This window comes from Vibrio tetraodonis, from assembly GCF_003350295.1.
Classification (GTDB): Bacteria; Pseudomonadota; Gammaproteobacteria; order Enterobacterales; family Vibrionaceae; genus Vibrio; species Vibrio tetraodonis.
The window spans coordinates 138,874-159,772 of sequence record NZ_QLYY01000009.1 but is presented as its reverse complement, the minus strand read 5'-3'; the positions used below and the strand labels follow the sequence as shown (position 1 = coordinate 159,772).

Genomic DNA, 20,899 nt, shown 5'->3' with positions numbered 1-20,899 from the left:
ATTGATTGTGATTATTCCAGCTCTTGATTTAATCGAAGGACAGGTGGTTCGCCTTTATCAAGGTGATTATGGTCAAGTGACCGAATACAAAGTTGATCCAGTGGAGCAATTTAGCTTGTACCACCAAGCGGGTGCAAATTGGCTTCACCTAGTTGATCTGACTGGCGCAAAAGATACGGCTGCGCGTCAGCTTGATTTGATTGCGAAACTGCTCTCAAGTACTCCAGCAAATATTCAAATTGGTGGCGGTGTTCGCACCGAGCAAGATGTAGTGGATTTGCTAGAGGCAGGAGCGCAGCGAGTAGTCGTCGGTTCGACGGCAGTGAAACAACCTGAACTGGTAAAAGGTTGGATGAAAAACTACGGTGCTGAAAAAATCGTTCTCGCTTTGGATATCAATATCGACCGAAATGGAGTACGTAAAGTAGCAGTTTCCGGCTGGCAAGAAGACTCAGGCGTAACCATTGAGGCGCTTATTGAAGACTTCCTAAAGGTGGGCTTAAAGCATGTTCTATGTACTGATATTTCACGTGATGGCACTTTGCAAGGCTCCAACGTTGAGCTTTATGTTGATTTATGTAAACAGTATCCGCAGGTACAGTTTCAATCTTCAGGGGGAATAGGTTCACTTGTTGATATTGAAGCCTTGAAAGGCTGTGGTGTTGCAGGCGTGATTGTTGGCCGTGCGTTGCTTGATGGTAAGTTTACAACAGAGGAGGCATTTGCATGCTGGCAAAGCGAATAATCCCATGCCTTGATGTCCGTGATGGGCAGGTTGTCAAAGGTGTTCAGTTTCGTAACCATGAGATCATTGGCGACATTGTGCCTTTGGCAAAACGATACGCTGAAGAAGGAGCGGACGAGTTAGTGTTTTACGATATCACCGCTTCAAGTGATGGCCGTGTAGTGGATAAGAGCTGGGTGGCGAGAGTTGCTGAAGTGATTGATATCCCTTTCTGTGTCGCTGGTGGTATTAAGTCGTCGCAAGATGCCTCGAGAATATTAGAGTTTGGTGCTGATAAAGTTTCCATCAACTCTCCCGCATTAGCAAAGCCGGAATTGATTACTGAACTCGCGGATAAGTTTGGTGTTCAGTGCATCGTGGTCGGCATCGACTCGTATTTTGATAAAACCTCAGGCCGATATCAGGTTTATCAGTTTACTGGTGACGAACAACGAACAAAGGCCACGCAGTGGGAAACTCGTGATTGGGTCCAAGAAGTTCAAAAGCGAGGAGCAGGAGAAATCGTACTTAACATGATGAACCAAGATGGCGTGCGAAATGGATACGATATAGAGCAGCTCAACATGGTGCGTCAGGTGTGTAATGTGCCGCTTATTGCTTCTGGTGGGGCAGGAAAAATGGATCACTTTGCTGCGGCCTATTTAGAAGCGAATGTAGATGGCGCCTTAGCCGCTTCTGTTTTCCATAAACAAGTGATTAATATTGGCGAATTGAAACAGTATTTAAAACAACGGGTTATTGAGGTACGGTTATGACGTTCAAAGTGGAAGAAGCCAGTTTGCTAACCGAGAGAATCAACTGGAGTAAAGTCAATGGACTTGTGCCTGCTATCATGCAGGACTTTCGTTCCAGCCAAGTACTTATGATGGGGTACATGAATCGGGAGGCGCTGGCTAAAACGGTCGAAACAGGCAAGGTAACGTTTTTCTCCCGAACTAAGGAGCGCCTTTGGACTAAAGGTGAGACATCGGGCAATGTGTTACAGCTGGTCAATATGTCCTTAGATTGTGATAACGACACCCTGCTTGTTAAAGTTGAACCTATTGGTCCTACATGTCATTTAGGCAACACCACTTGTTGGGATGTTGATCCTCAAGAGGAGTCACAAATGGTATGGCTTAATCAACTGGAGCGCTTGCTTGAAGCGAGAAAAAATGCTGATCCGGAATCTTCCTATACGGCAAGCCTATACGCTAAAGGAACTAAGCGTATTTCGCAAAAAGTCGGTGAAGAAGGGGTTGAGGTTGCGTTAGCTGCGACATCTGGAGACAAGTCTGAGTTGGTCTGTGAATCTGCAGATTTGGTGTATCACCTTATGGTATTACTTCAGGATCAGGGTCTTTCAATCAACGATGTCATTAACAAATTAAAACAGCGTCATGGTTAACGGTGTTTTTACCTAACTTTCACTCTAAACTTGTTTTTCTGTGACTTAAGCTATTTATCTTCTGCCTGTGCAACATCTGGGTAGGCGGTAAATAGCAACTTATTTAGTTCTATTTTTAATTGATACTTATAATACTAACCAATCAGCGCCTATAATTGCCTTAACTGATTATCGAGAAAGAGATAATGATCAACTTCTTTAGGGCAGCCCCACTTTTGACACGATTTGTTCTTACCTCTTTTGCATTCTTACTACCTGTTGTTCTTGGTACTATTCTTCTATTTGTTTTGGCACAGGACAGCTTACAGCGTGAAACCAATCGTTCACTCCAATCTGGCGTTGTATTACTTGATAGACTTTTGTGGAATGCGGACGCTGCCGCTCAAAGAGCATACCCGTTTACTCATGGGCAGTGCGATGAGGTTTTGCCTTATATTCGAGACTTAGTTGTCATCATCCCCGATGTTAGGATGATAACTTTGATTAAAGATGGACGAATATATTGCAGTTCGTTACTTGGAAAAGTTGACTCTCCGTTACCCGATTATAGGCTGGTTGATAACTCTTTAGTCCTTATACCAAGCTCCCCTATTAACCCAAAGGAGCCCGCCCTTAGCTTTGTAATAACTCATGGCAATGTGAGTGTTGCTTCTTCTGTTGCTGGTTATTACCTAAAAAATATTTTGACGTTGACTAGCCAAGAAAGATTGATTCACTTACAAATTGGCGATTCTTGGATAGATAAAACAGGTAAAGTCAGTACAAGCTCGATAAGAAGCACCTTAGTAGTCAACTCCAAACACTATCCATACTCCTTGAGTGTATGGCTATCGCATGACGATTATTTGGACTTTATGGTATCTCATAAGCAGACCGCAATGGCTATTTTGATACTCTTTTGCGCAGCAATATCTTGGTATACCTATTGGGTTACCGGAAAACCCGAATCCATGAAGGACAAGATAGAACGAGCTATTCATAACAAAGAGTTTGTCCCTTATATTCAGCCTTACGTTGACAGCCAATACAGGGTTGTCGGTGCAGAAGTCTTAATGCGTTGGGATGATCCACAAGAAGGTCTTGTCCGCCCTGACTTGTTCATCCCCCTAGCGGAAGAGACTGGCCTAATCATACCAATGACTCAATCAATTATGACTCAGGTGAGCGATCAGATTTCGCCTCATCAAAAGTTATTGAGCGATAATTTTACAATATCATTTAATATCTCAGCTAAGCACTGCGTGAATTCTGATCTCTTGGCAGATAGCCTAAGCTTTCTTAACGCTTTTTCACAAAATCAAGTTCGTTTATGCTTGGAGCTGACAGAGCGAGAATTAATCGAAAATACGCAAGAAGCTAGCAACTTATTTAATGCTTTACATGATAACAAGATTCAGCTAGCGATAGATGATTTTGGCACTGGACATTCGAGTTTGAAGTATTTGCATCAGTTCCGGTTCGATGTATTGAAAATCGACCAAAGTTTCATTCGCATGATAGGCACAAACTCAGTATCTGCGCATATCGTTGAAAACTTGTTGGATCTCGCCTCAAGACTTGGGATGAAAACCGTAGCCGAAGGTGTCGAAACAATTGAACAAGTTGAATATCTTACAGCTCGCAATATTCATTGTTTACAAGGCTATTATTTTGCCAAACCAATGCCTATCAAAGATTTTATCCAATTTATTCAACACTCCGGCTAATCTAATGTATAGCTACCTCTCAAACATAAAGTAAAAGCTGTAACCCACAATTAAAGCAGGTATGGCTGAATAAAAGGTTGCAGCAAGGGCTGCCCTTGGAGCAAGAGCGATTGCTGGGAATAACGCATCTCCGTCATTTGATATTGCATTGGCTAGTTGTGTGGAAAGAGGAACTGCTCCTGAGATATAAAGACTCGTTACCAGTATTTGCGGTCCACAACCAGGCAGTATGCCCACAGCAAGGCCGACTAAAGGCATCCACACTCCCCACCCAGAAAAGGCACTTGCAAGGTCAATATTACCCAGTGCGGTCAATAATTCAAAAGACATGAATGCGACTATCACCCAAGCGGTAACAAAATTGGTGTCTTGAGCCGCCTTTTGTAATGGATGAGAAGTGACGGTCTTTGTGTCTTCAGACACGGTAGAGCGATAATCCTTGATTTCTTTGGTCAGTGACCAAAGTAACATGCTGATCACAATGAGTATTGCTCCTAGCCACTCCATTGTCTCCGAGGGTAAAGCAAGCAGTTGATTAATGTCGATTTGAAATGATCCCAATAAAGCAACAACTGTCGCTGGAACGATTAGCCATTTCCAAAATGCACCTTGAAGGTTAATGGCTTTTTTCTCAAAACTACTGTGTTGGTTACTATGTGATAGGCAGATTTGAGAGCCATCTGTGGTATCTTGATTGAGTGGACGTAAGAAGTCATCGGTATGAATAACATTAACTACCCAACCAGACAGGCATCCAACGACAATACCTATACTGACAACCAGTACGCCTATATCAGGCTTACTTGCGATAAGTAAGAAAGCAGCGTCGCCCATTGTTGATGTCAATACAGCGACAATAGCACCAAAGCCCACTTTACCACTGACAAACTGTGTGGTTACAATGATGGCGCCTCCACACCCCGGAAGGGCACCAAGCAATGAGGCAAACAGCACTTGATAGGCTCGAGAGCTCTGGTATAGATTGACTATTTTATTATCTTTGCTCATCCATAGGGAGAGGTAATGATAAATAGCAAGAGTGAAAGCGACATAAGCCGAAACAGCCCAGAATGCATCAGAAAGGGTTACTACCGTTACCATTCGCGTTGCATCATTTAAGAGTAACGCGATGAGTATGGACGGCAACAGGAGCCTTTTATAGGCTGGACGAAACTGAGAAAAGCTCAGCCATGCAGGCAGAGAAAAAGAGAGTCTAACCGAATTCATTGAGCTACAAATGCAAATGATAATGCTTATCAATTTAGTTTTGTGTGACACTAATTGCAACAAAAAATTGTGATTTGGGCATTTATTTTTTCTAACCCATGACAAATCTCAAAATTCAGGTAAAGTATCCCGTTTTGTGAGTAATTGCCCAATATGGGCCTATTTTAGTCGTAGTAGGAAAAAAGATGATTCTAGTTGTAGGTCACAAGAACCCTGATAGTGACAGTATTTGTAGTGCATTAGTAGCGACTGAGCTATTAAAAGCACGTGGTTTGGATGCCATGCCGATTCGCCAAGGTGAAATAAACCGCGAAACTCAACATATTCTTGAAGTTGCTGGGGCTGAGCTACCAGAGCTTCGCACTTCTGTTGCGGGTGAAAAAATTTGGTTAGTCGATTACTCAGATTTAGCCCAAGCTCCAGATGACGTGGCTGAAGCAGAAATTTTGGGTATTGTTGATCACCACAGGTTAGGTGATGTGATGACGATTAACCCAATGGAAGCTTGGATCTGGCCAGTGGGCTGTACCAACACTGTACTTTTCAACATGTTTAAAATTGAAGGGCATGAAATCACCGCTCAAATAGCAAAACTAATGATGTCCGCCATCTTATCTGATACGGTTGGCTTTGCTTCTCCAACTTGCACGCAAAAAGATAAAGATGCAGTAGAGGAGCTAGCCAAGATAGCAGATGTTTGTGATATTGATAGTTTCATAAAAGATCTGTTGATTGCTAAAACAAACATTGAAGGGCTATCTGCTGCTGAGTTAGTTGAGAAAGATCTTAAAGGCTATCCATTCAATGGTCGTGATGTTGTGGTAGGTCAGGTTGAACTGGCAACTCTAGAACAGGTTGATGGCATGATTGATGCGCTAGAGCAAGATTTAGAGCGTCGCTGCGAACAAGATAATCTCGCTTTTTCTGCCGTTATGTTGACCGATATTACGACTGCACAAACTCGACTATTGTATAAGGGTGAATGGGCAGAGAAGCTGGCTAAACATGAGTGTGATGGCATCCTGATGATGGAAAATACCTTGAGTCGTAAGAAACAAGGTTGGCCTTGGCTACAAACTGAACTGGTATAATTACTTAGTTAATATCGTCAAGCGCCAGCAGAAATGTAGGCGTTTTATTTAAGGAAAACTCAATGTCACAATCACTATCAGCACAAGAGATTGAAACTGTACTTAAAATGCGTGAAGACGAGCGATTTAGCTACGCAATCAAAGAAATCGTTAAGCACAAGAAGGTTTGGATACTCACTGATGAGCATGGCTGTGTGATGCTTAATACCGAAGACGAAGATTGTGTCCCTATTTGGCCTCATCATGAATTTGCTAGTTTATGGGCGACAGGAGAATGGCAACACTGCAAAGCCGAGTGCATTTCAACCGCAAAGTGGTTCAGTCGTTGGACACGCGGCTTAGAAGATGATGATTTGTCTGTAGTGGTCTTTCCTAACCAGAATGAAGAAGGGTTGGTTGTATACCCAGATGAATTTGAATTCGAACTGAGAAAGGCAGAGAAAAAACGTTAGTTGATATACTCATTCACACATAGGTGATATCAGTAGGCGATAAGCTTATACAGCTCCGTTGATTTCGCCTCTTTGACTGCATTTTTCAACACACCTTGGCTCTGATAGCGTTTGAGTATAATATCGACCGCGCGTTTTGTATCGACCAAGTTCATACCTGATTTTAGCTCTGGTTCGTAAAGTATTTTAAGCAATATCACGTCTAATGGAGAAAGCAGGTCTTCGGGCGTTTCATCATTAAATATGGAAGGGTAGGCGGCTTTTGAATCGTTAGGGAGTCCCATTGTTTGGGTGACTTCTTCAACAATACAAGCTAGCAGCTTGCCGTGTTCCCTTGCTTGATCAACCGGTATAATAATCACTGCTGAGTCAATTTCATTGGTCGTCTTGTTTGTTCTGTATCCCGCTTTACATATTGCGCCGTGAGCGTACTTCAGCGCTTCCTCTCCAAGCTCTCGTTTAATATCATTGTACCACTTCGATTGCTGAGTATAGATCCACACAATGTTTGCATCGGTTCGTTTTGACACTCTCGTGATCCTGTGCCCTGTAATCGAGGAGAGATCACTAATATGGGTATTGGCCAGTTGGTTATGCAAAGCTTGATCTGCGACTTTATGCTCAATCCATATTCGCACAGGCTTGTTCCATTTGGTTAGGCGCTGGATACCCTCAGAATACTCATTTTTTAACGCGACTTCTAAAAACGCTTGTTTGACAAAGTCAGTATCTAGCCAAGTTTGGTTCGCACATAGAGCGTTGCTAGTTGCCCCCAAGCTAATTAACAACCCTAATACCATCCTTGGTGCGTAGTACATAATCCTGAGCCTTTATTTAAAGCATGTGGCTTTGTTGAAATGACTCTCAACCATACGTTGAGTGATAATGTTATTTGGACAGGTTAGGATCTCCTGAGTATTGCCAGCTTCAACAACTTTACCGTCATGCATCACCATCACTTGGTCTGTGATGTGTTTCACCACGCCTAAATGCTGAGAAACGTATATGAAGGATACGCCCATTTCTTCCTGTAACTCGAGGAACAGATTAATGATTTGGGAGCGCATCGCCATATCCAATCCATTGAGCGCTTCGTCAGCAACAATGACTGAAGGTTGTAGTATTAAAGCTCGTGCTAAGCATATTCTTTGCTTTTGGCCTGCTGCGAGCATCTGAGGGTAAAAGTAGGCGTGTTCAGGAAGTAAGCCCACTTTGAGCAACACATCTTTTACTCTCGACATTCTCGCTTCGGGTGTCATCTCGGTGTTTCGTTTCAGTGGTCCTTCGAGAAGATGCCCGATTTGCAGCCGTGGATTGAGAGAGGTATTGGGATCTTGGAATATCATCCTGATTAGTTTACAGCGGGTAGAGTAATCTTTGTGCTCTAATCGCTCACCATTAACTTTTATCTCACCTTCTGTTGGTTCAATGACCCCCGCGAGCATTCTCGCAAGTGTCGATTTACCTGAACCATTCTGACCAATTAAGCCTAATGTTTGTCCTACTTCAAGTCTAAAACTGACCGGTTTTACTGCTTGATGAACTTTTTTATGGAAAAGACCCGCTCTGGTGACAAAGGTTTTGCTGAGTTGATCGACTTCTAGTAAGGCACTCATACTTTTTTCTTCTCCATGTTCAGCGGGAAGTGGCAGGCGAATTTGTGCGTTTTTACTCGACGAGTTTTAGGCATTTCAACACACTGGCGCTGCGCATGCGGGCAACGAGGGCCAAGCCTACACCCAATCGGTAAGTGCTGTAATGGAGGTATGGCTCCCGGTAGAGACTCGAGTTTCTGTTTGTGCGGAATAGCTTCGCTGAAATCTGGCATTGCCTTAAGCAGAGCAACGGTATAAGGGTGCTTGGGTTGGGCAAGAATCTTTCTCGTATCGGCTGATTCTACAGATTGGCCACAGTACATAACGGTAATTCTGGTCGCCCACTGCGTGATTGTTGTAAGGTCATGTCCTATGAGCATGATCGACGTGTTATTGATTTGATTCATACGACTGAGCAAACGCAATATTTGCGATTGAGTGATAGGATCAAGATCATTGGTCGGCTCATCGGCGATAAGAAGTTTTGGTTTAGCCGCGATCGCCATGGCTATCATAACCATTTGACACTCACCATCAGTGAGCTCATAGGGATAGCTTGACATGATCTCGACGTGATTCTTAATTCCTACTTTGTGCAATAAGGTAATCGCTTGTTTTTTGCGCCATTTAAATCGCTCCCACCATTTTCCTGAGAATGCATGTGAGGGTATGGACTCGATTAACTGTTTGCCGACTTCTTCAGAAGGGTCAAGACAAGTAGAAGGTTCTTGAAATATCATCGCGATATCTCTGGCGATCACCCGCCTGCGCTCTTTGGCTGTGAGTTGTAACAAGTCAACATTACCTAAACGCATCCGATCAGCGGTGACTTTCCAGTTCTCTTTGCAAACACCGACAATGGCTTTTGCGACAAGACTTTTACCTGAGCCTGATTCTCCTACTAAGCCACGAATCTCACCTTCGTTCATGGTTAGACTCATGCGATCGACCGCCTTTACTAACCCTTGAGGGGTCTCAATTTCGATCGTTAGATGACGAATATCGAGTAATGGCATTATTCTATCCCTGCATTGAGAGCTTGGCGGACCCCTTCACCCACGAGGTTGATCACAACAACGGTAAACATAATGGCTAAACCAGGCAAGGTAACTGTCCAAGGTGCTAGGTAAATCAACTCAACGGAATCGCCAAGCACGGCCCCCCATTCTGTACTTGGGGCTTGAGCGCCTAACCCCAAAAAGCCAAGCGCTGTGATATCTAAAATGGCTATTGATAGTGCAAGAGTAATTTCTGATGCGATAACGACCAGTATATTGGGCAATATAGAGTTCCAAAGTAGGTAAAAGTCGTTTGCGCCATCAAGGCGGGCGGCGATGATGTAGTCTTTTTCAACTTCGGTGTGCACCGCAATATAAATGGAACGAACGAAACGAGGGATCAAGGCTAAACATATCGCGAGAAGGATATTAAACTCGCCAAAGCCAAGAAAAGCGACAAATATGATAGCGAGCAGAAGTGAAGGAATTGACATTATCGTATCGAGCAAGTGGTTGAGAACGCTCGATAACAGACCTTTCGTCATTCCCGCCAAAATACCGATTAAGCAACCTACGATTGTGGCAACGAGTGTAATGATAACCGCTGCACCAAAAGTAAGCTGAGACCCGACAATTAGGCGGGAAAGAATGTCTCGTCCTAGGTCGTCGGTTCCTAGAAAATATTCCACAGTACCGGAAGGATCCCATGATGGAGGGATAAGCAGTTCGCCAGTTTGAGCCTGAGGATCATGTGGTGTGAGCCAAGGTGAGGTTAGGGTAATGATGATGATAATTCCCAGACACCAGAGTCCAAACATTGAAAGCCCGTTCGAACGGTAACTGCGCCAGAACCGCTCGAATTGCGTAGGAATACGCTCTTCCTGATAAATATTATCGGTTAGCATACCACTCTTTCCTTACCAGCGGGTTGACCATAGCACCCATTAGATCCGATAAAATATTGGCCGTCAGTACCAAGGTTGCCACTACCATTACCCCTGCTTGAATCGAAACATAGTCTTCATTAGACAAAGCATCTAATAGCCATCGTCCAATACCGGGCCAGTTGAAAATGGATTCGGTAATAATTGCGAGTGTTAACATGCTTGATAACTGCACGCCGATTTTAGGAATGATCGGGGGAATGGCGTTTCTTAACACATGTTGGGTGACAATTTCGTAGGTAGCAAGCCCTTTAATTTTTGCCGCTCGAATATAGTTTTGGCTCATGACATCGGCAACCGATGCCCTCATCAAACCGATAACTTGAGTGGTTGGTGTTAAGGCCAACACCAAGCATGGCAGTATCAGATGCTCGAGTACGCTTTTAAGCGCATCTGCACGGTATTCACCTTGAGTTAAAAATGAGTCTATGACGGCAAATCCAGTAAAGTGGTCGATTTCATAAAGGAGGTCGTAACGCCCTGCAACCGGGAAAAACTCAAAATGGAGTGAGAATGCCATGATCATAAGCAGTGCGACCCAGAAAATAGGGGCTGAATAACCTGACATAGAAGTAAATGAAATAGCAGTATCGATCCATTTCCCTTGTTTCATCCCAGCCAGCGTCCCAACTGGAATACCAATCAGAAGAGAAAAAACGAAAGCGATTAAGCATAACTCAAGAGTGGCTGGAAACACGACAGCAAGTTCATCCACTATCGGTACCCCATTTTTGGTCACGCCGAAATTGAGGTGCATTAGCTCACCTACATAGGTCATCCAACCTTGCCAAAAACTTTCCATAAGCCAAGGTGAGTCAGGATCTAATCTAAGCAAACTAAAGCCGACCATAGACAGGATAAGCATGGTGATGATAAAAAGATTAAAGCGTTTAAGCGTGTAGAGAAACATTATTTTATCCTCTCTACGGTATCAAAAGGCTGGACATTAAACGGGCTCACTTTAAATCCTTTTAATGACGAATCGTAAGCCTGAAATTGCATTCCGTGACTAAGAGGAATCACAGGAAATTCTTCGTTAAGTATGTTTTGCGCTTGTTTATATAAATTGAGTCGGTAGCGTGGTTTGTCGACCTCAAGCGCTAGATCGAGCAAAAAGTCGAAATCGGCGTTACACCAGCTAGAGACGTTAAGACCCACTTTTTTAGAATCGCAAGACAGTAAAGGCCTTAGGAAGTTATCAGGGTCACCTGTATTGGCGATCCAGCCCGTCAGATAGAGATCAACCTCTTGGTTATTAGCAACATTAGTCCGATCGAAGCGATCGTCTGTGAGTAGTTTTAACTTGATGCCTATATCGGCAAAATTTGCTTGAATTAATTCCGCTGTTTTTCTTGGACTTGGGTTATAGGCTCTTGGCTCAATTGAGACTGACATGGTTAACTCTAAACCTTTACCGAACCCTGCTTCCTTGAGCAAAGCAATGGCATAGTTTCTGTCGTAGCGAATTTGGACACTGTCTTTCAGATAGGCCCAGGAGTTGGGCGGAAGCACCGAATACGCTTGGCTTCCAGTACCATAATAGACAGATTCAAGTATGTTCTGGCGATTGATGGCGTAGTTTAGCGCTTTTCTCACTCTAGCATCACTGAGTGCGGGATTAGTGGTGTTGACGGCGATAAAGGAGATATTCATCGCCGGTTTTACCATAAGCTTGATGCTCTCTTGTTTTTTGATCGTCGGGATTTGGCTTGATAGGGGAGAGCTTAATACGTCACATTCGTTGCGTAGTAGCTTGGCCAGAGTTCCCGTGCCGCGGTGAGAAATATCAAATACGATTTGACTCATTTTTGGCTGACCTTGCCAATAACTATTGTTGCGTTTTAGTCGTATCAGGTCGTTAACCTGATAATCAGTTAAATAAAATGGCCCAGTACCGATAGGGTGAGTATCTATTTTAGGTTTGTCATCGGCGAGCATGAGGCTTCTGGCATATTCTGCTGAATGAATAACCGCATGACTGGTCGCGATATTAGATAAAAATGTATTGTCTGGACGGCTCAAAGTGAAGCGCACTTGATGATCTGAGAGCGCCTCAATATCGAGCAAAAGGTCTTGGAAATCGATACCGCTAAACCAAGGATAGAGCCCGCTCCCCACATTATGATAAGGGTGTTTCTCATCGATAATACGTTTGAAGCTAAAGACCACATCTTCAGCGTTTAGTGTGCGTGTCGGTGAAAACCATGGCGTAGTTTGAAAAGAGACGTCTTTACGCAAATCAAATACATACACTGTCCCTTCTTTATTGACTGACCAACGGGTTGCAAGATTTGCCACTGGTTTGAAATTGTCAGGGTCAAGAGTTAACAGCGTATCGAAAATTTGCGGACTCAGTGTTTCGGATGTGATCCCGCTATCGACAAGTTGCGGATTAAAGCTGTCAGGGCCGCCCTGGCCGCAGTAAACGAAGCCAGTTTTGCGAATCTTATTGTGATCAATGCCATCACCACAAGCGGAGAGTAAGGTAAGGCCACACAGACTTAATGTCAGTTGAATAAATGCTTTCATAGCGAGAACGATTGTTATGGGCGAAGCACGATATAACGTGCCATTATGCCCTAATAGTTCAGTAATTTACCATTGTTAGTTAGGGATTATTGACTTTTATGTCCAACAAGACAAATCAGCTCACAGTTGAAATGTCATACTTTCGAATCATGCCTCTTAGCTGATGATAGCTCAGACCCAGCATATCGGCAGCTTTACGTTGGTTAAACTTGCTTTGCGTTAATGCCGCAGTGAGTAAGTCGATATCCTGATCTTGCTGCCATGTTTTATAGTCCATTGGGAAGTGGTAGCTGGCTGTGTTTTTTGTCTCTGCGGGGTCTTTTTCCTCGCCATTCGGTTGGGCTTCTTGCCACTGATTGATGAAGGGGTCGAATATCAGGCTATCGATAGGCTCATGATGACGGCCATTTTGGTAAACGGCTCTTTCAACAACATTCTTTAGTTCACGGACATTTCCCGGCCATTGATAGTCAAGTAGCGTTTGCTCTGCGTGTTGTGAGAAACCAACAAAGTACTCAAGATCGAGCTCACGACACATTTTAATGGCGTAATATTCGGCCAGTAACAGAATGTCTGCTTTTCTTCGGCGCAGTGGGGGTAAATGAATCACGTCAAAAGCAAGCCTATCAAGCAGGTCAGCTCGAAAGTTACCTTGTGCAGCCATTTCAGGGAGGTTGGCATTGGTAGCACAGACGAGGCGAACATTAGCGTTAAGGAGTTGGTGCCCGCCCACTCGTTCATATTGACCGTATTCAATGACTCTTAGCAGTTTCTCTTGAACCAAGAGTGGCGCCGTGGCTAGTTCATCAAGAAACAAGGTGCCATTTTCAGCACGTTCAAAGCGACCTTTATGTCTTCCCTTGGAGCCAGTAAAAGAGCCTTGTTCGTGACCGAACAGTTCAGAGTCAATCAGGCCTTCACTCAAAGTTGCACAATTGAGGGAGATGAGGGGCTGGTCCCAGCGTTTGGACAAGTAGTGCAAACGCTGAGCGATAAGCTCTTTACCAGTGCCTCGCTCTCCAATTATAAGTACGGGTCTTTCTATTGAGGCGAGTTTAGAGACTTTGTCGAGGACTTCAAGAAAGGCTGGAGATTCGCCGATAAGGTTTTGTTGCATTCACTCGCTCCCTTGGTGAAATTTACCTAATGTTGGTTAAATTCATCATAGATGAATCACGCTATCAATACAAAATATATTAACTGATTGTTTTATATGACTTTTAAAGTTGGCATGTATCTTGGAATAGGAATAAGGGTTACATTCATCTGAATAATGTTGATAATCTGGCTACAACGACAATGGCCAGAGTATTGGATAAGGAGCTAAGTCATGGGTATTTTTTCTCGTTTTGCTGACATCGTGAATTCAAACATCAGCGCGCTACTGGATAAGGCTGAAGATCCAGAAAAAATGATACGTCTTATTATCCAAGAGATGGAAGACACACTGGTTGAAGTTCGTACTAACTCAGCAAAAGCCTTAGCGGATCAAAAAGAGCTGGCACGTAAAGTCAACGCGATTGATGAACAAATTGATGAGTGGCAAAACAAAGCAACGCTGGCGCTTACCAAAGAGCGTGAAGATTTGGCCAGAGCTGCTCTGATAGAAAAGCAGAAATTGCAAGATATGCTCAAGGGCCTACACACAGAACAAACGCTGGTTGAGGAGACAATCGAAAAACTCACTGGCGAAATCACCAAGCTAGAAAGTAAAATCACAGAAACTCGCGCCAAGCAGCAAGCGCTGGCAATTCGCTCTCAAACCGCGACGGGCCGCCGTGACGTGCAAAAACACTTGCATACAGCACGTACTTCTGAAGCCATGGCAAAATTTGAGCAGTACTCGCGAAAAATTGATGAGCTGGAGGCCGAAGCCGATGTCTACGCACAATCTGGTGACGCCAAGTCTTTAGACCAAGAGTTCGCTGAACTTAAAGCTCAAGATGACATTGAAAAAGAGCTTGAAAGCCTAAAGCAGCAAGTCAAAGGCAAAAAGTAGTTACTGATTAAATCCAGCCTCACACAAGCTGTTATTGGTAAATGAATTGCTCTCACCGATAACAGCGCAAAAACCCGGTTATCCTTGCTTAGCTAAGGGCAGACAATCGAGCTAAGCAATCCGTATTTAGGAGTTTTATATGTCATCATTTTTTTTAGCAGGGCCATTGATTGTTTTTTTGATTTTTGTGGCGCCACTTTGGTTGATATTGCATTACCGCAGCAAGAAAAAAACCGCTGGTGGCCTGTCAGAAGATGATTTTAATCGGCTGCAAACACTATCTGAAAAGGCAGAACAGATGCAAAAACGCGTCGACACTCTAGAGCGAATATTAGATACAGAAACGCCAAACTGGAGACGTCGCTATGAATAACAGAGAGCTGTATAGAGATACACAGAATGGCAAACTTTCTGGCGTATGCGCTGGCATTGCCAACTATTTTGGTTGCGAAGTTTGGCTTGTCAGAATCCTAGTCATCTCAGCCGCTCTTTTGGGAGGTAGCTTTTTGGTACTGCTCGCCTATATAGCCATGACCTTTATGATAGAAAAGCAACCTGATAATTATGTGATGTCCCTTAAAGCCGAGCAGGAGCACAAGCTAAAAAACAAACCTTGGCAACAAGGCCAGACTCCTGATGCATTGCTAAATACGATTGAAAACGACTTTGAGCAACTAGAAGGTAAGGTGCGCGAAATAGAAGCATACGTCACCTCTGAGACCTTCAAAGTAGACAAGGAATTTAGTCGTTTATAAATCAATTGTGGGAGCTAAAGTGACATTTAACAGAAAATAACTAATTATTATAATAATTTACTGGTAAGTATTTGGCAGTCGTATAATCATTCATCTATCTTTGGCCTTGTTGACCTTTTAGGTTGGTTTTTGCGTTGGGCGAACATTCAACCAAAATGCGCAGGCCTAAATATTTCTTTGTGACTATTGGATGACTGATTATGCAATCAAAGCTATTGCTTCTTGCCGCAGCCGCTTTATTGGGTGGTTGCGGTAAAGAGTTACCTCCCGTTCCTGAACCTGACTCTCGGCCCGCAAAACTCTTTACTGTTTCAGTCGGCAATGCACAATTTGAAAGACATTTTCCCGCAACTTCTGAAGCTGGTGATAAAGCCGTTTTGACCTTTCGAGTCCCCGGCCAGCTGCAATCGATAGATGTTTTAGCTGGTCAGCCTGTTGAGAAAGGGCAAGTACTGGCAACCTTAAATCCGGATGAATACGCCTTACTTGCCAAGCAAGCGGAAGCTCAGTTTCGCCTTGCCGATGTTCAATACGAACGATACAAAAAATTGCGCCTTGATAAAGTGGTGTCTGAGCAAGACTTTGATCAAGCCAAAGCCAATCATAATTCAGCAAAAGCGACGTTAGAACAGGCCCGCGCCAACTTACGTTATACCAAGCTTATCGCCCCCTATGATGGCACAGTATCAATTGTACCCGCTGAAACTTATCAATATATCGCTGCCAAACAAGGCGTGATGAACATCCAAACCAATAGTCTAATGAAGGTGCAATTTCAGTTGCCCGATCATTTGTTAAACCGTTTCGCCTCTGGAATTAATCTTACCGCAACCATGAAGTTTGATGCTTTTCCTGAAAAAAGCTACCTACTGGAGTTCCAAGAGGTAGACACAGAAGCAGACCCTAAAACTGGTTCCTATAAAGTGACTATGGTGATGGAGCGTCCCCTGGATATAGGGATCCTTCCCGGAATGGCAGGGGAGGTTAACGTCAAAGTCGACTCTATCGGTGCGACGAAAATTCCAAGTTCCGCGATTTTTGAACAAGACGGCAAAACTTGTGTTTGGCGCGTCGACTCCTCCGGCGTGGTCGGGAAAGTCAGCATAGTACTGGATGACAAGCGTCAGGTGAAAAGTGGTCTTGATGATGGCGATCTTATTATTGTTTCCGGAGTGAACGGTATCGAGCCTGGCATTAAGGTTCGTGAGTGGGTCAAGGAGAGAGGGCTATAACATGAAGTTATCTATAGGTCTTAGTGTGCTCGCTTGCGCTATCGCACTCACTGGGTGTGGTAAGAAAGTCGAGTATGTTGACTTTGGTATGCCCAAAGTCAAAGCCGTGCAAGCCAGCAGTGATGTAGAGCAAGACAGTTTGTACTTTCCGGCGGTAGCCAATGCTGCCGAGCGCGCTCCTTTAAGTTTTCGAGTCTCTGGTGAAGTCAGCAAGCTCAATGTCAAAGAGGGCGACAGAGTGAGAAAAGGCGATGTGCTAGCTGAGCTTGACCCAACGGATTATCAGCTAGATGTTGATAACGCGAGCGCTAAGTACTCAGTCATCAATAGCCAATATAAACGCTCAAAACCTCTGGTTGCTAAAGGCTTGTTGGCGCGTTCTCAGTTCGATGAAATTGCGGCGAATCGCTTGATCGCTCTAAGTGAATTGGAGCTCGCTCAGCTGAGATTATCCTTCACCAAACTATTGGCGCCTGTGGACGGGATTATTTCGCGGGTTAATCTCGATCAATTTGAAAATGTTCAAGTTGGCCAGCAGGTGGTCAATATACACAGCATAGATAGCGTTGAAGTGCTGATTCAACTTCCAGATAGCCTCTACACCAATCAGCCTGAGCCAGAGACTTTATCTCGCATCGAAGCCTTGGTAAAAGTGCCAAGTGGTAATGAATACCCAGCAAAGATTAAAGAGTTTACCACAGAGCCAGATCCGAACACGGGCACTTATACCGTTACCTTAGCTCTGCCTATGCCAGAGCAAGAATACATATTAGATGGTATGGCGGTGGAGGTGACCACAGACAACTATCAGATTGGTATGAGCCGAAGCAATGGCGTATTAATCCCGATTGAAGCTGTGTTCAATGCCGATGGGGATGATATAGGTAGAGACAATAAATTTGTTTGGCTGCTGGATGAAAACAATACAGTGAGCAAGCAAAAAGTTACCGTTGGCAAAGTCACTAAAACGGATTTGCAAGTGGTTAGCGGTTTGAAAAACCAGCAGCAAGTGGTTGTTGCGGGCATTTCAAGACTACAAGAGGGAATGAAAGTGGAAGTGATTAAGCAGGAGACGGGAAATGAGTGAGCAAGTAAACCATCAGTCTTCGCAAGATGAAAACATTACTGGTATCGCCGCCTATTTCATTCGTAATCGCGTCATTAGCTGGATGATTTCGCTGATTTTCCTTATCGGTGGTGTGTCGGCTTTCTTTGGTCTGGGACGCCTAGAAGACCCTGCCTTTACTATTAAAGATGCCATGGTGGTGACCTCTTACCCAGGGGCAACGCCGCAGCAGGTCGAAGAAGAGGTCACATATCCGATTGAAAAAGCCATTCAGCAATTAACCTATGTTGACGAAGTGAACTCCATCTCCAGCCGTGGTTTGTCGCAAATTACGGTCTCGATGAAAAACAACTATGGGCCTGATGACCTGCCACAAATTTGGGATGAGCTGCGTCGCAAAGTCAACGATCTCAAAGTGCAGCTTCCCCCCGGTGTCAATGATCCAAAAGTGATTGATGACTTTGGTGATGTGTACGGCATCTTGCTGGCAGTGACAGGTGATGGCTACTCATACAAAGAGCTGCTCGATTATGTCGATTATCTGCGCCGAGAGCTTGAATTAATCGATGGCGTGAGCAAGGTATCTGTATCGGGCCAGCAGCAAGAGCAGGTGTTTATTGAAGTCTCGATGAAACGCTTAAGCAGTCTTGGTTTGGCGCCCAATACCTTCTTCAATTTGTTGTCGACTCAAAACGTGGTGTCTGATGCTGGCGCAATTCGAGTGGGCGATGAGTATATCCGCATCCAACCAACGGGAGAGTTTGAAAACGTCGACCAGCTTGGTGACTTGATCATCACCGAAAGTGGTGCCCAAGGTTTGATTTACTTGCGAGATGTAGCCGAAATCAAGCGCGGTTATGTGGATGTTCCTGATAACATCATTACCTTTAACGGCCATCTTGCACTTAACGTCGGCATTTCTTTTGCCCAAGGCGTGAATGTGGTGGAAGTGGGTGAGCGCTTTGATCGAAGACTTGCCGAGCTTAAATACCAACAGCCAGTAGGTGTTGAGATTGCTGAAGTCTATAGCCAGCCCAAAGAAGTCGACAAATCCGTCAGCGGCTTTGTGGTCAGCCTTGGCCAAGCGGTTGCCATCGTTATTATTGTCCTGCTGTTTTTTATGGGGCTTCGTTCTGGACTATTGATTGGGCTTATTCTGCTGCTGACCGTATTTGGTACTTTCATTTTCATGAAGTACTTTGCGATTGATCTGCAACGTATATCTCTTGGAGCACTGGTGATCGCGCTTGGTATGTTGGTTGATAACGCCATTGTGGTGGTCGAAGGCATATTGATAGGCACGCAAAAAGGGCGATCGCGAATGCAAGCGGCGACCGATATCGTCACGCAAACTAAATGGCCACTACTTGGTGCAACCGTGATTGCCGTAACCGCATTTGCGCCAATCGGTTTATCGGAAGATTCAACCGGTGAGTATTGTGGAACCTTGTTTACGGTTTTACTTATCTCTTTAATGCTCAGCTGGTTTACCGCTATTTCTTTAACGCCGTTTTTTGCCGATATGTTTTTTAAAGGGCAAAAAATCAATGCTGATGGCGAAGATAACGACCCATATAAAGGTATGGTGTTTACCCTTTACAAAGGGTTCCTTGAATTTTGTATGAAGCGTGCTTGGCTCACCGTGGTTGTCATGATCTTAGGCCTTGCCGCAAGTATTTATGGCTTTACTTTTGTTAAGCAGTCTTTCTTCCCATCATCGACTACCCCTATGTTTCAGGCCGATATTTGGCTGCCAGAAGGCACGGATATTCGCGCGACCAACACCAAACTTAAAGCGCTGGAGTCTTGGTTATCTGACCAAGAGGGGGTCGAGCATATCACCACCACGGCAGGTAAAGGTTTACAGCGCTTTATGCTGACCTATGCGCCAGAGAAGAGCTATGCCGCTTACGGTGAAATTACGACTCGGGTGACAAGCTACGAGCAGTTGGCAACGCTGATGTCCAACTTCAGGGCGCATGTGGAGCAAAACTTCCCTGAAATTAACTACAAGCTCAAGCAAATTGAACTTGGCCCAGGCGGCGGCGCAAAAATTGAAGCGCGTGTGATTGGTTCTGATCCTACTGTGCTGCGAAGCATCGCAAAACAGGTCGAAGACATTATGCACGCAGACCCAGGTGCGACCAATATTCGTCATGACTGGCGTGAGCGAACTAAAGTGCTAGAGCCACAATTTAACGAAGGTCAGGCAAGGCGCTATGGCATCACCAAAGCCGATGTCGATGAGTTCTTGGCCATGTCTTTCTCTGGTAAGTCGGTGGGTGTGTATCGCGATGGCACGACGTTAATGCCGATTGTGGCGCGTTTACCTGAAGAAGAGCGGATTGATATTCGCAACATTGAGGGCATGAAGATCTGGAGCCCAGCGCTGAGTGAATATATTCCACTTCAGCAAGTCACTTTAGGGTATGACATGCGTTGGGAAGATCCGATCATAGTGCGTAAAAACCGCAAGCGTATGCTGACTGTAATGGCAGACCCAGATTTGCTTGGAGAAGAAACAGCCGCCACATTGCAAAAGAGACTGCAACCTCAAATTGAAGCGCTTGAGCTGCCTTCAGGCTATGCGCTGGAGTGGGGCGGGGAGTATGAGTCTTCTGGTGATGCGCAAGCCTCGCTCTTTACCACTATGCCGATGGGTTACTTATTTATGTTCCTCATCACTGTGTTCTTGTTTAACACAATCAAAGAACCACTGATTGTGTGGCTCACAGTACCATTGGCCATCATAGGTGTAACAACCGGGCTTCTTGTGCTGAATACACCATTTGGCTTTATGGCGCTGCTGGGTTTCTTGAGCCTGTCGGGTATGCTGCTGAAAAACGGTATTGTCCTTTTGGACCAAATCGAGATCGAGATGCAGTCAGGTAAAGATCCTTATCTTGCGGTAGTGGATGCCTCGCTTAGCCGTGTGCGCCCAGTGTGCATGGCGGCAATTACGACCATTTTGGGCATGATCCCGCTACTGCCTGATATCTTCTTCAAACCTATGGCGGTGACCATAATGTTTGGATTAGGGTTTGCCACTGTATTAACTCTAATTGTTGTGCCAGTGCTTTATCGAATCTTCCATAAAGTACAAGTGCCAAATTAATTGATATAGAAAAGCGCCTCCACAGTGAGGCGCTACTAATAAGTGACGTAGGAAAGAA

20 protein-coding genes are annotated in these 20,899 nt (G+C 44.5%); 12 read left to right on the top strand and 8 right to left on the bottom strand.

Features of this window, described 5'->3' with window-relative positions; translation table 11 throughout:
- Positions 1–7 precede the first annotated feature (7 nt).
- From hisA to DPF90_RS06900, 4 genes are all read left to right on the top strand, one after another.
- Positions 8–745 carry a 1-(5-phosphoribosyl)-5-[(5-phosphoribosylamino)methylideneamino]imidazole-4-carboxamide isomerase gene (gene hisA, locus DPF90_RS06915; RefSeq protein ID WP_114785593.1) on the top strand — a complete coding sequence of 246 codons (738 nt, stop codon included), beginning with the start codon at positions 8–10 and terminating at the stop codon, positions 743–745.
- A complete protein-coding gene (gene hisF / locus DPF90_RS06910) occupies positions 727–1,500 on the top strand; it encodes an imidazole glycerol phosphate synthase subunit HisF (RefSeq protein WP_114785592.1) in 774 nt (257 codons plus the stop codon). Before hisA ends, hisF begins: the two co-directional genes overlap by 19 nt.
- Positions 1,497–2,132, top strand: a complete 636-nt coding sequence (gene hisIE / locus DPF90_RS06905; protein ID WP_114785591.1) for a bifunctional phosphoribosyl-AMP cyclohydrolase/phosphoribosyl-ATP diphosphatase HisIE — start codon at positions 1,497–1,499, stop codon at positions 2,130–2,132. Before hisF ends, hisIE begins: the two co-directional genes overlap by 4 nt.
- Before the next feature lie 185 nt (positions 2,133–2,317).
- Positions 2,318–3,838: an EAL domain-containing protein gene (locus DPF90_RS06900; protein ID WP_114785590.1), complete on the top strand. Its 1,521-nt coding sequence runs from the start codon at positions 2,318–2,320 to the stop codon at positions 3,836–3,838.
- 12 nt (positions 3,839–3,850) lie between these two features.
- On the opposite strand, the gene DPF90_RS06895 is transcribed toward DPF90_RS06900, so the two are convergent.
- The gene (locus DPF90_RS06895; RefSeq protein WP_114785589.1) at positions 3,851–5,065 is read right to left on the bottom strand and encodes a putative manganese transporter; all 1,215 of its coding nucleotides are present in this window, start codon (positions 5,063–5,065) and stop codon (positions 3,851–3,853) included.
- A 185-nt stretch (positions 5,066–5,250) separates the two neighbouring features.
- On the opposite strand from DPF90_RS06895, the gene DPF90_RS06890 reads away from it, so the two are divergent.
- Both DPF90_RS06890 and DPF90_RS06885 read left to right on the top strand, forming a co-directional pair.
- Positions 5,251–6,156 (top strand): manganese-dependent inorganic pyrophosphatase, encoded by a 906-nt coding sequence (locus DPF90_RS06890; RefSeq protein ID WP_114785588.1) that lies wholly within the window; start codon positions 5,251–5,253, stop codon positions 6,154–6,156.
- Positions 6,157–6,218: 62 nt separating this feature from the next.
- A complete protein-coding gene (locus DPF90_RS06885; protein ID WP_114785587.1) occupies positions 6,219–6,608 on the top strand; it encodes a DUF2750 domain-containing protein in 390 nt (129 codons plus the stop codon).
- Positions 6,609–6,637: 29 nt separating this feature from the next.
- On the opposite strand, the gene DPF90_RS06880 is transcribed toward DPF90_RS06885, so the two are convergent.
- From DPF90_RS06880 to pspF, 7 genes are all read right to left on the bottom strand, one after another.
- Positions 6,638–7,426 carry a DUF2927 domain-containing protein gene (locus DPF90_RS06880; protein WP_420855725.1) on the bottom strand — a complete coding sequence of 263 codons (789 nt, stop codon included), beginning with the start codon at positions 7,424–7,426 and terminating at the stop codon, positions 6,638–6,640.
- Positions 7,427–7,438: 12 nt separating this feature from the next.
- Positions 7,439–8,224, bottom strand: a complete 786-nt coding sequence (locus DPF90_RS06875) for a peptide ABC transporter ATP-binding protein (protein WP_114785586.1) — start codon at positions 8,222–8,224, stop codon at positions 7,439–7,441.
- Positions 8,221–9,219, bottom strand: a complete 999-nt coding sequence (locus tag DPF90_RS06870; RefSeq protein ID WP_114785585.1) for a peptide ABC transporter ATP-binding protein — start codon at positions 9,217–9,219, stop codon at positions 8,221–8,223. Before DPF90_RS06870 ends, DPF90_RS06875 begins: the two co-directional genes overlap by 4 nt.
- On the bottom strand, positions 9,219–10,106 hold the full coding sequence (gene sapC, locus DPF90_RS06865) for a putrescine export ABC transporter permease SapC (protein ID WP_114785584.1): 888 nt from the start codon (positions 10,104–10,106) through the stop codon (positions 9,219–9,221). The genes DPF90_RS06870 and sapC overlap by 1 nt, the downstream gene beginning before the upstream one ends.
- Positions 10,093–11,055: an ABC transporter permease gene (locus DPF90_RS06860; protein WP_114785583.1), complete on the bottom strand. Its 963-nt coding sequence runs from the start codon at positions 11,053–11,055 to the stop codon at positions 10,093–10,095. The genes sapC and DPF90_RS06860 overlap by 14 nt, the downstream gene beginning before the upstream one ends.
- Complete coding sequence (locus DPF90_RS06855; protein ID WP_114785582.1) at positions 11,055–12,674, bottom strand: ABC transporter substrate-binding protein; 1,620 nt, start codon at positions 12,672–12,674, stop codon at positions 11,055–11,057. Before DPF90_RS06855 ends, DPF90_RS06860 begins: the two co-directional genes overlap by 1 nt.
- A gap of 115 nt (positions 12,675–12,789) precedes the next feature.
- On the bottom strand, positions 12,790–13,791 hold the full coding sequence (pspF, locus tag DPF90_RS06850) for a phage shock protein operon transcriptional activator (protein ID WP_114785581.1): 1,002 nt from the start codon (positions 13,789–13,791) through the stop codon (positions 12,790–12,792).
- Positions 13,792–14,004: 213 nt separating this feature from the next.
- On the opposite strand from pspF, the gene pspA reads away from it, so the two are divergent.
- The 6 genes from pspA to DPF90_RS06820 all read left to right on the top strand — a co-directional run bounded on the left by pspA (position 14,005) and on the right by DPF90_RS06820 (position 20,841).
- Positions 14,005–14,673 carry a phage shock protein PspA gene (gene pspA, locus DPF90_RS06845; RefSeq protein ID WP_114785580.1) on the top strand — a complete coding sequence of 223 codons (669 nt, stop codon included), beginning with the start codon at positions 14,005–14,007 and terminating at the stop codon, positions 14,671–14,673.
- Between the two features lie 139 nt (positions 14,674–14,812).
- Positions 14,813–15,046, top strand: a complete 234-nt coding sequence (pspB, locus tag DPF90_RS06840; RefSeq protein WP_114785579.1) for an envelope stress response membrane protein PspB — start codon at positions 14,813–14,815, stop codon at positions 15,044–15,046.
- The gene (gene pspC, locus DPF90_RS06835; RefSeq protein WP_114785578.1) at positions 15,039–15,428 is read left to right on the top strand and encodes an envelope stress response membrane protein PspC; all 390 of its coding nucleotides are present in this window, start codon (positions 15,039–15,041) and stop codon (positions 15,426–15,428) included. The genes pspB and pspC overlap by 8 nt, the downstream gene beginning before the upstream one ends.
- A gap of 200 nt (positions 15,429–15,628) precedes the next feature.
- A complete protein-coding gene (locus DPF90_RS06830; RefSeq protein WP_114785577.1) occupies positions 15,629–16,660 on the top strand; it encodes an efflux RND transporter periplasmic adaptor subunit in 1,032 nt (343 codons plus the stop codon).
- Between the two features lies 1 nt (position 16,661).
- A complete protein-coding gene (locus tag DPF90_RS06825) occupies positions 16,662–17,747 on the top strand; it encodes an efflux RND transporter periplasmic adaptor subunit (protein WP_114785576.1) in 1,086 nt (361 codons plus the stop codon).
- On the top strand, positions 17,740–20,841 hold the full coding sequence (locus tag DPF90_RS06820; RefSeq protein WP_114785575.1) for an efflux RND transporter permease subunit: 3,102 nt from the start codon (positions 17,740–17,742) through the stop codon (positions 20,839–20,841). The genes DPF90_RS06825 and DPF90_RS06820 overlap by 8 nt, the downstream gene beginning before the upstream one ends.
- The last annotated feature ends 58 nt before the right edge of the window (positions 20,842–20,899 follow it).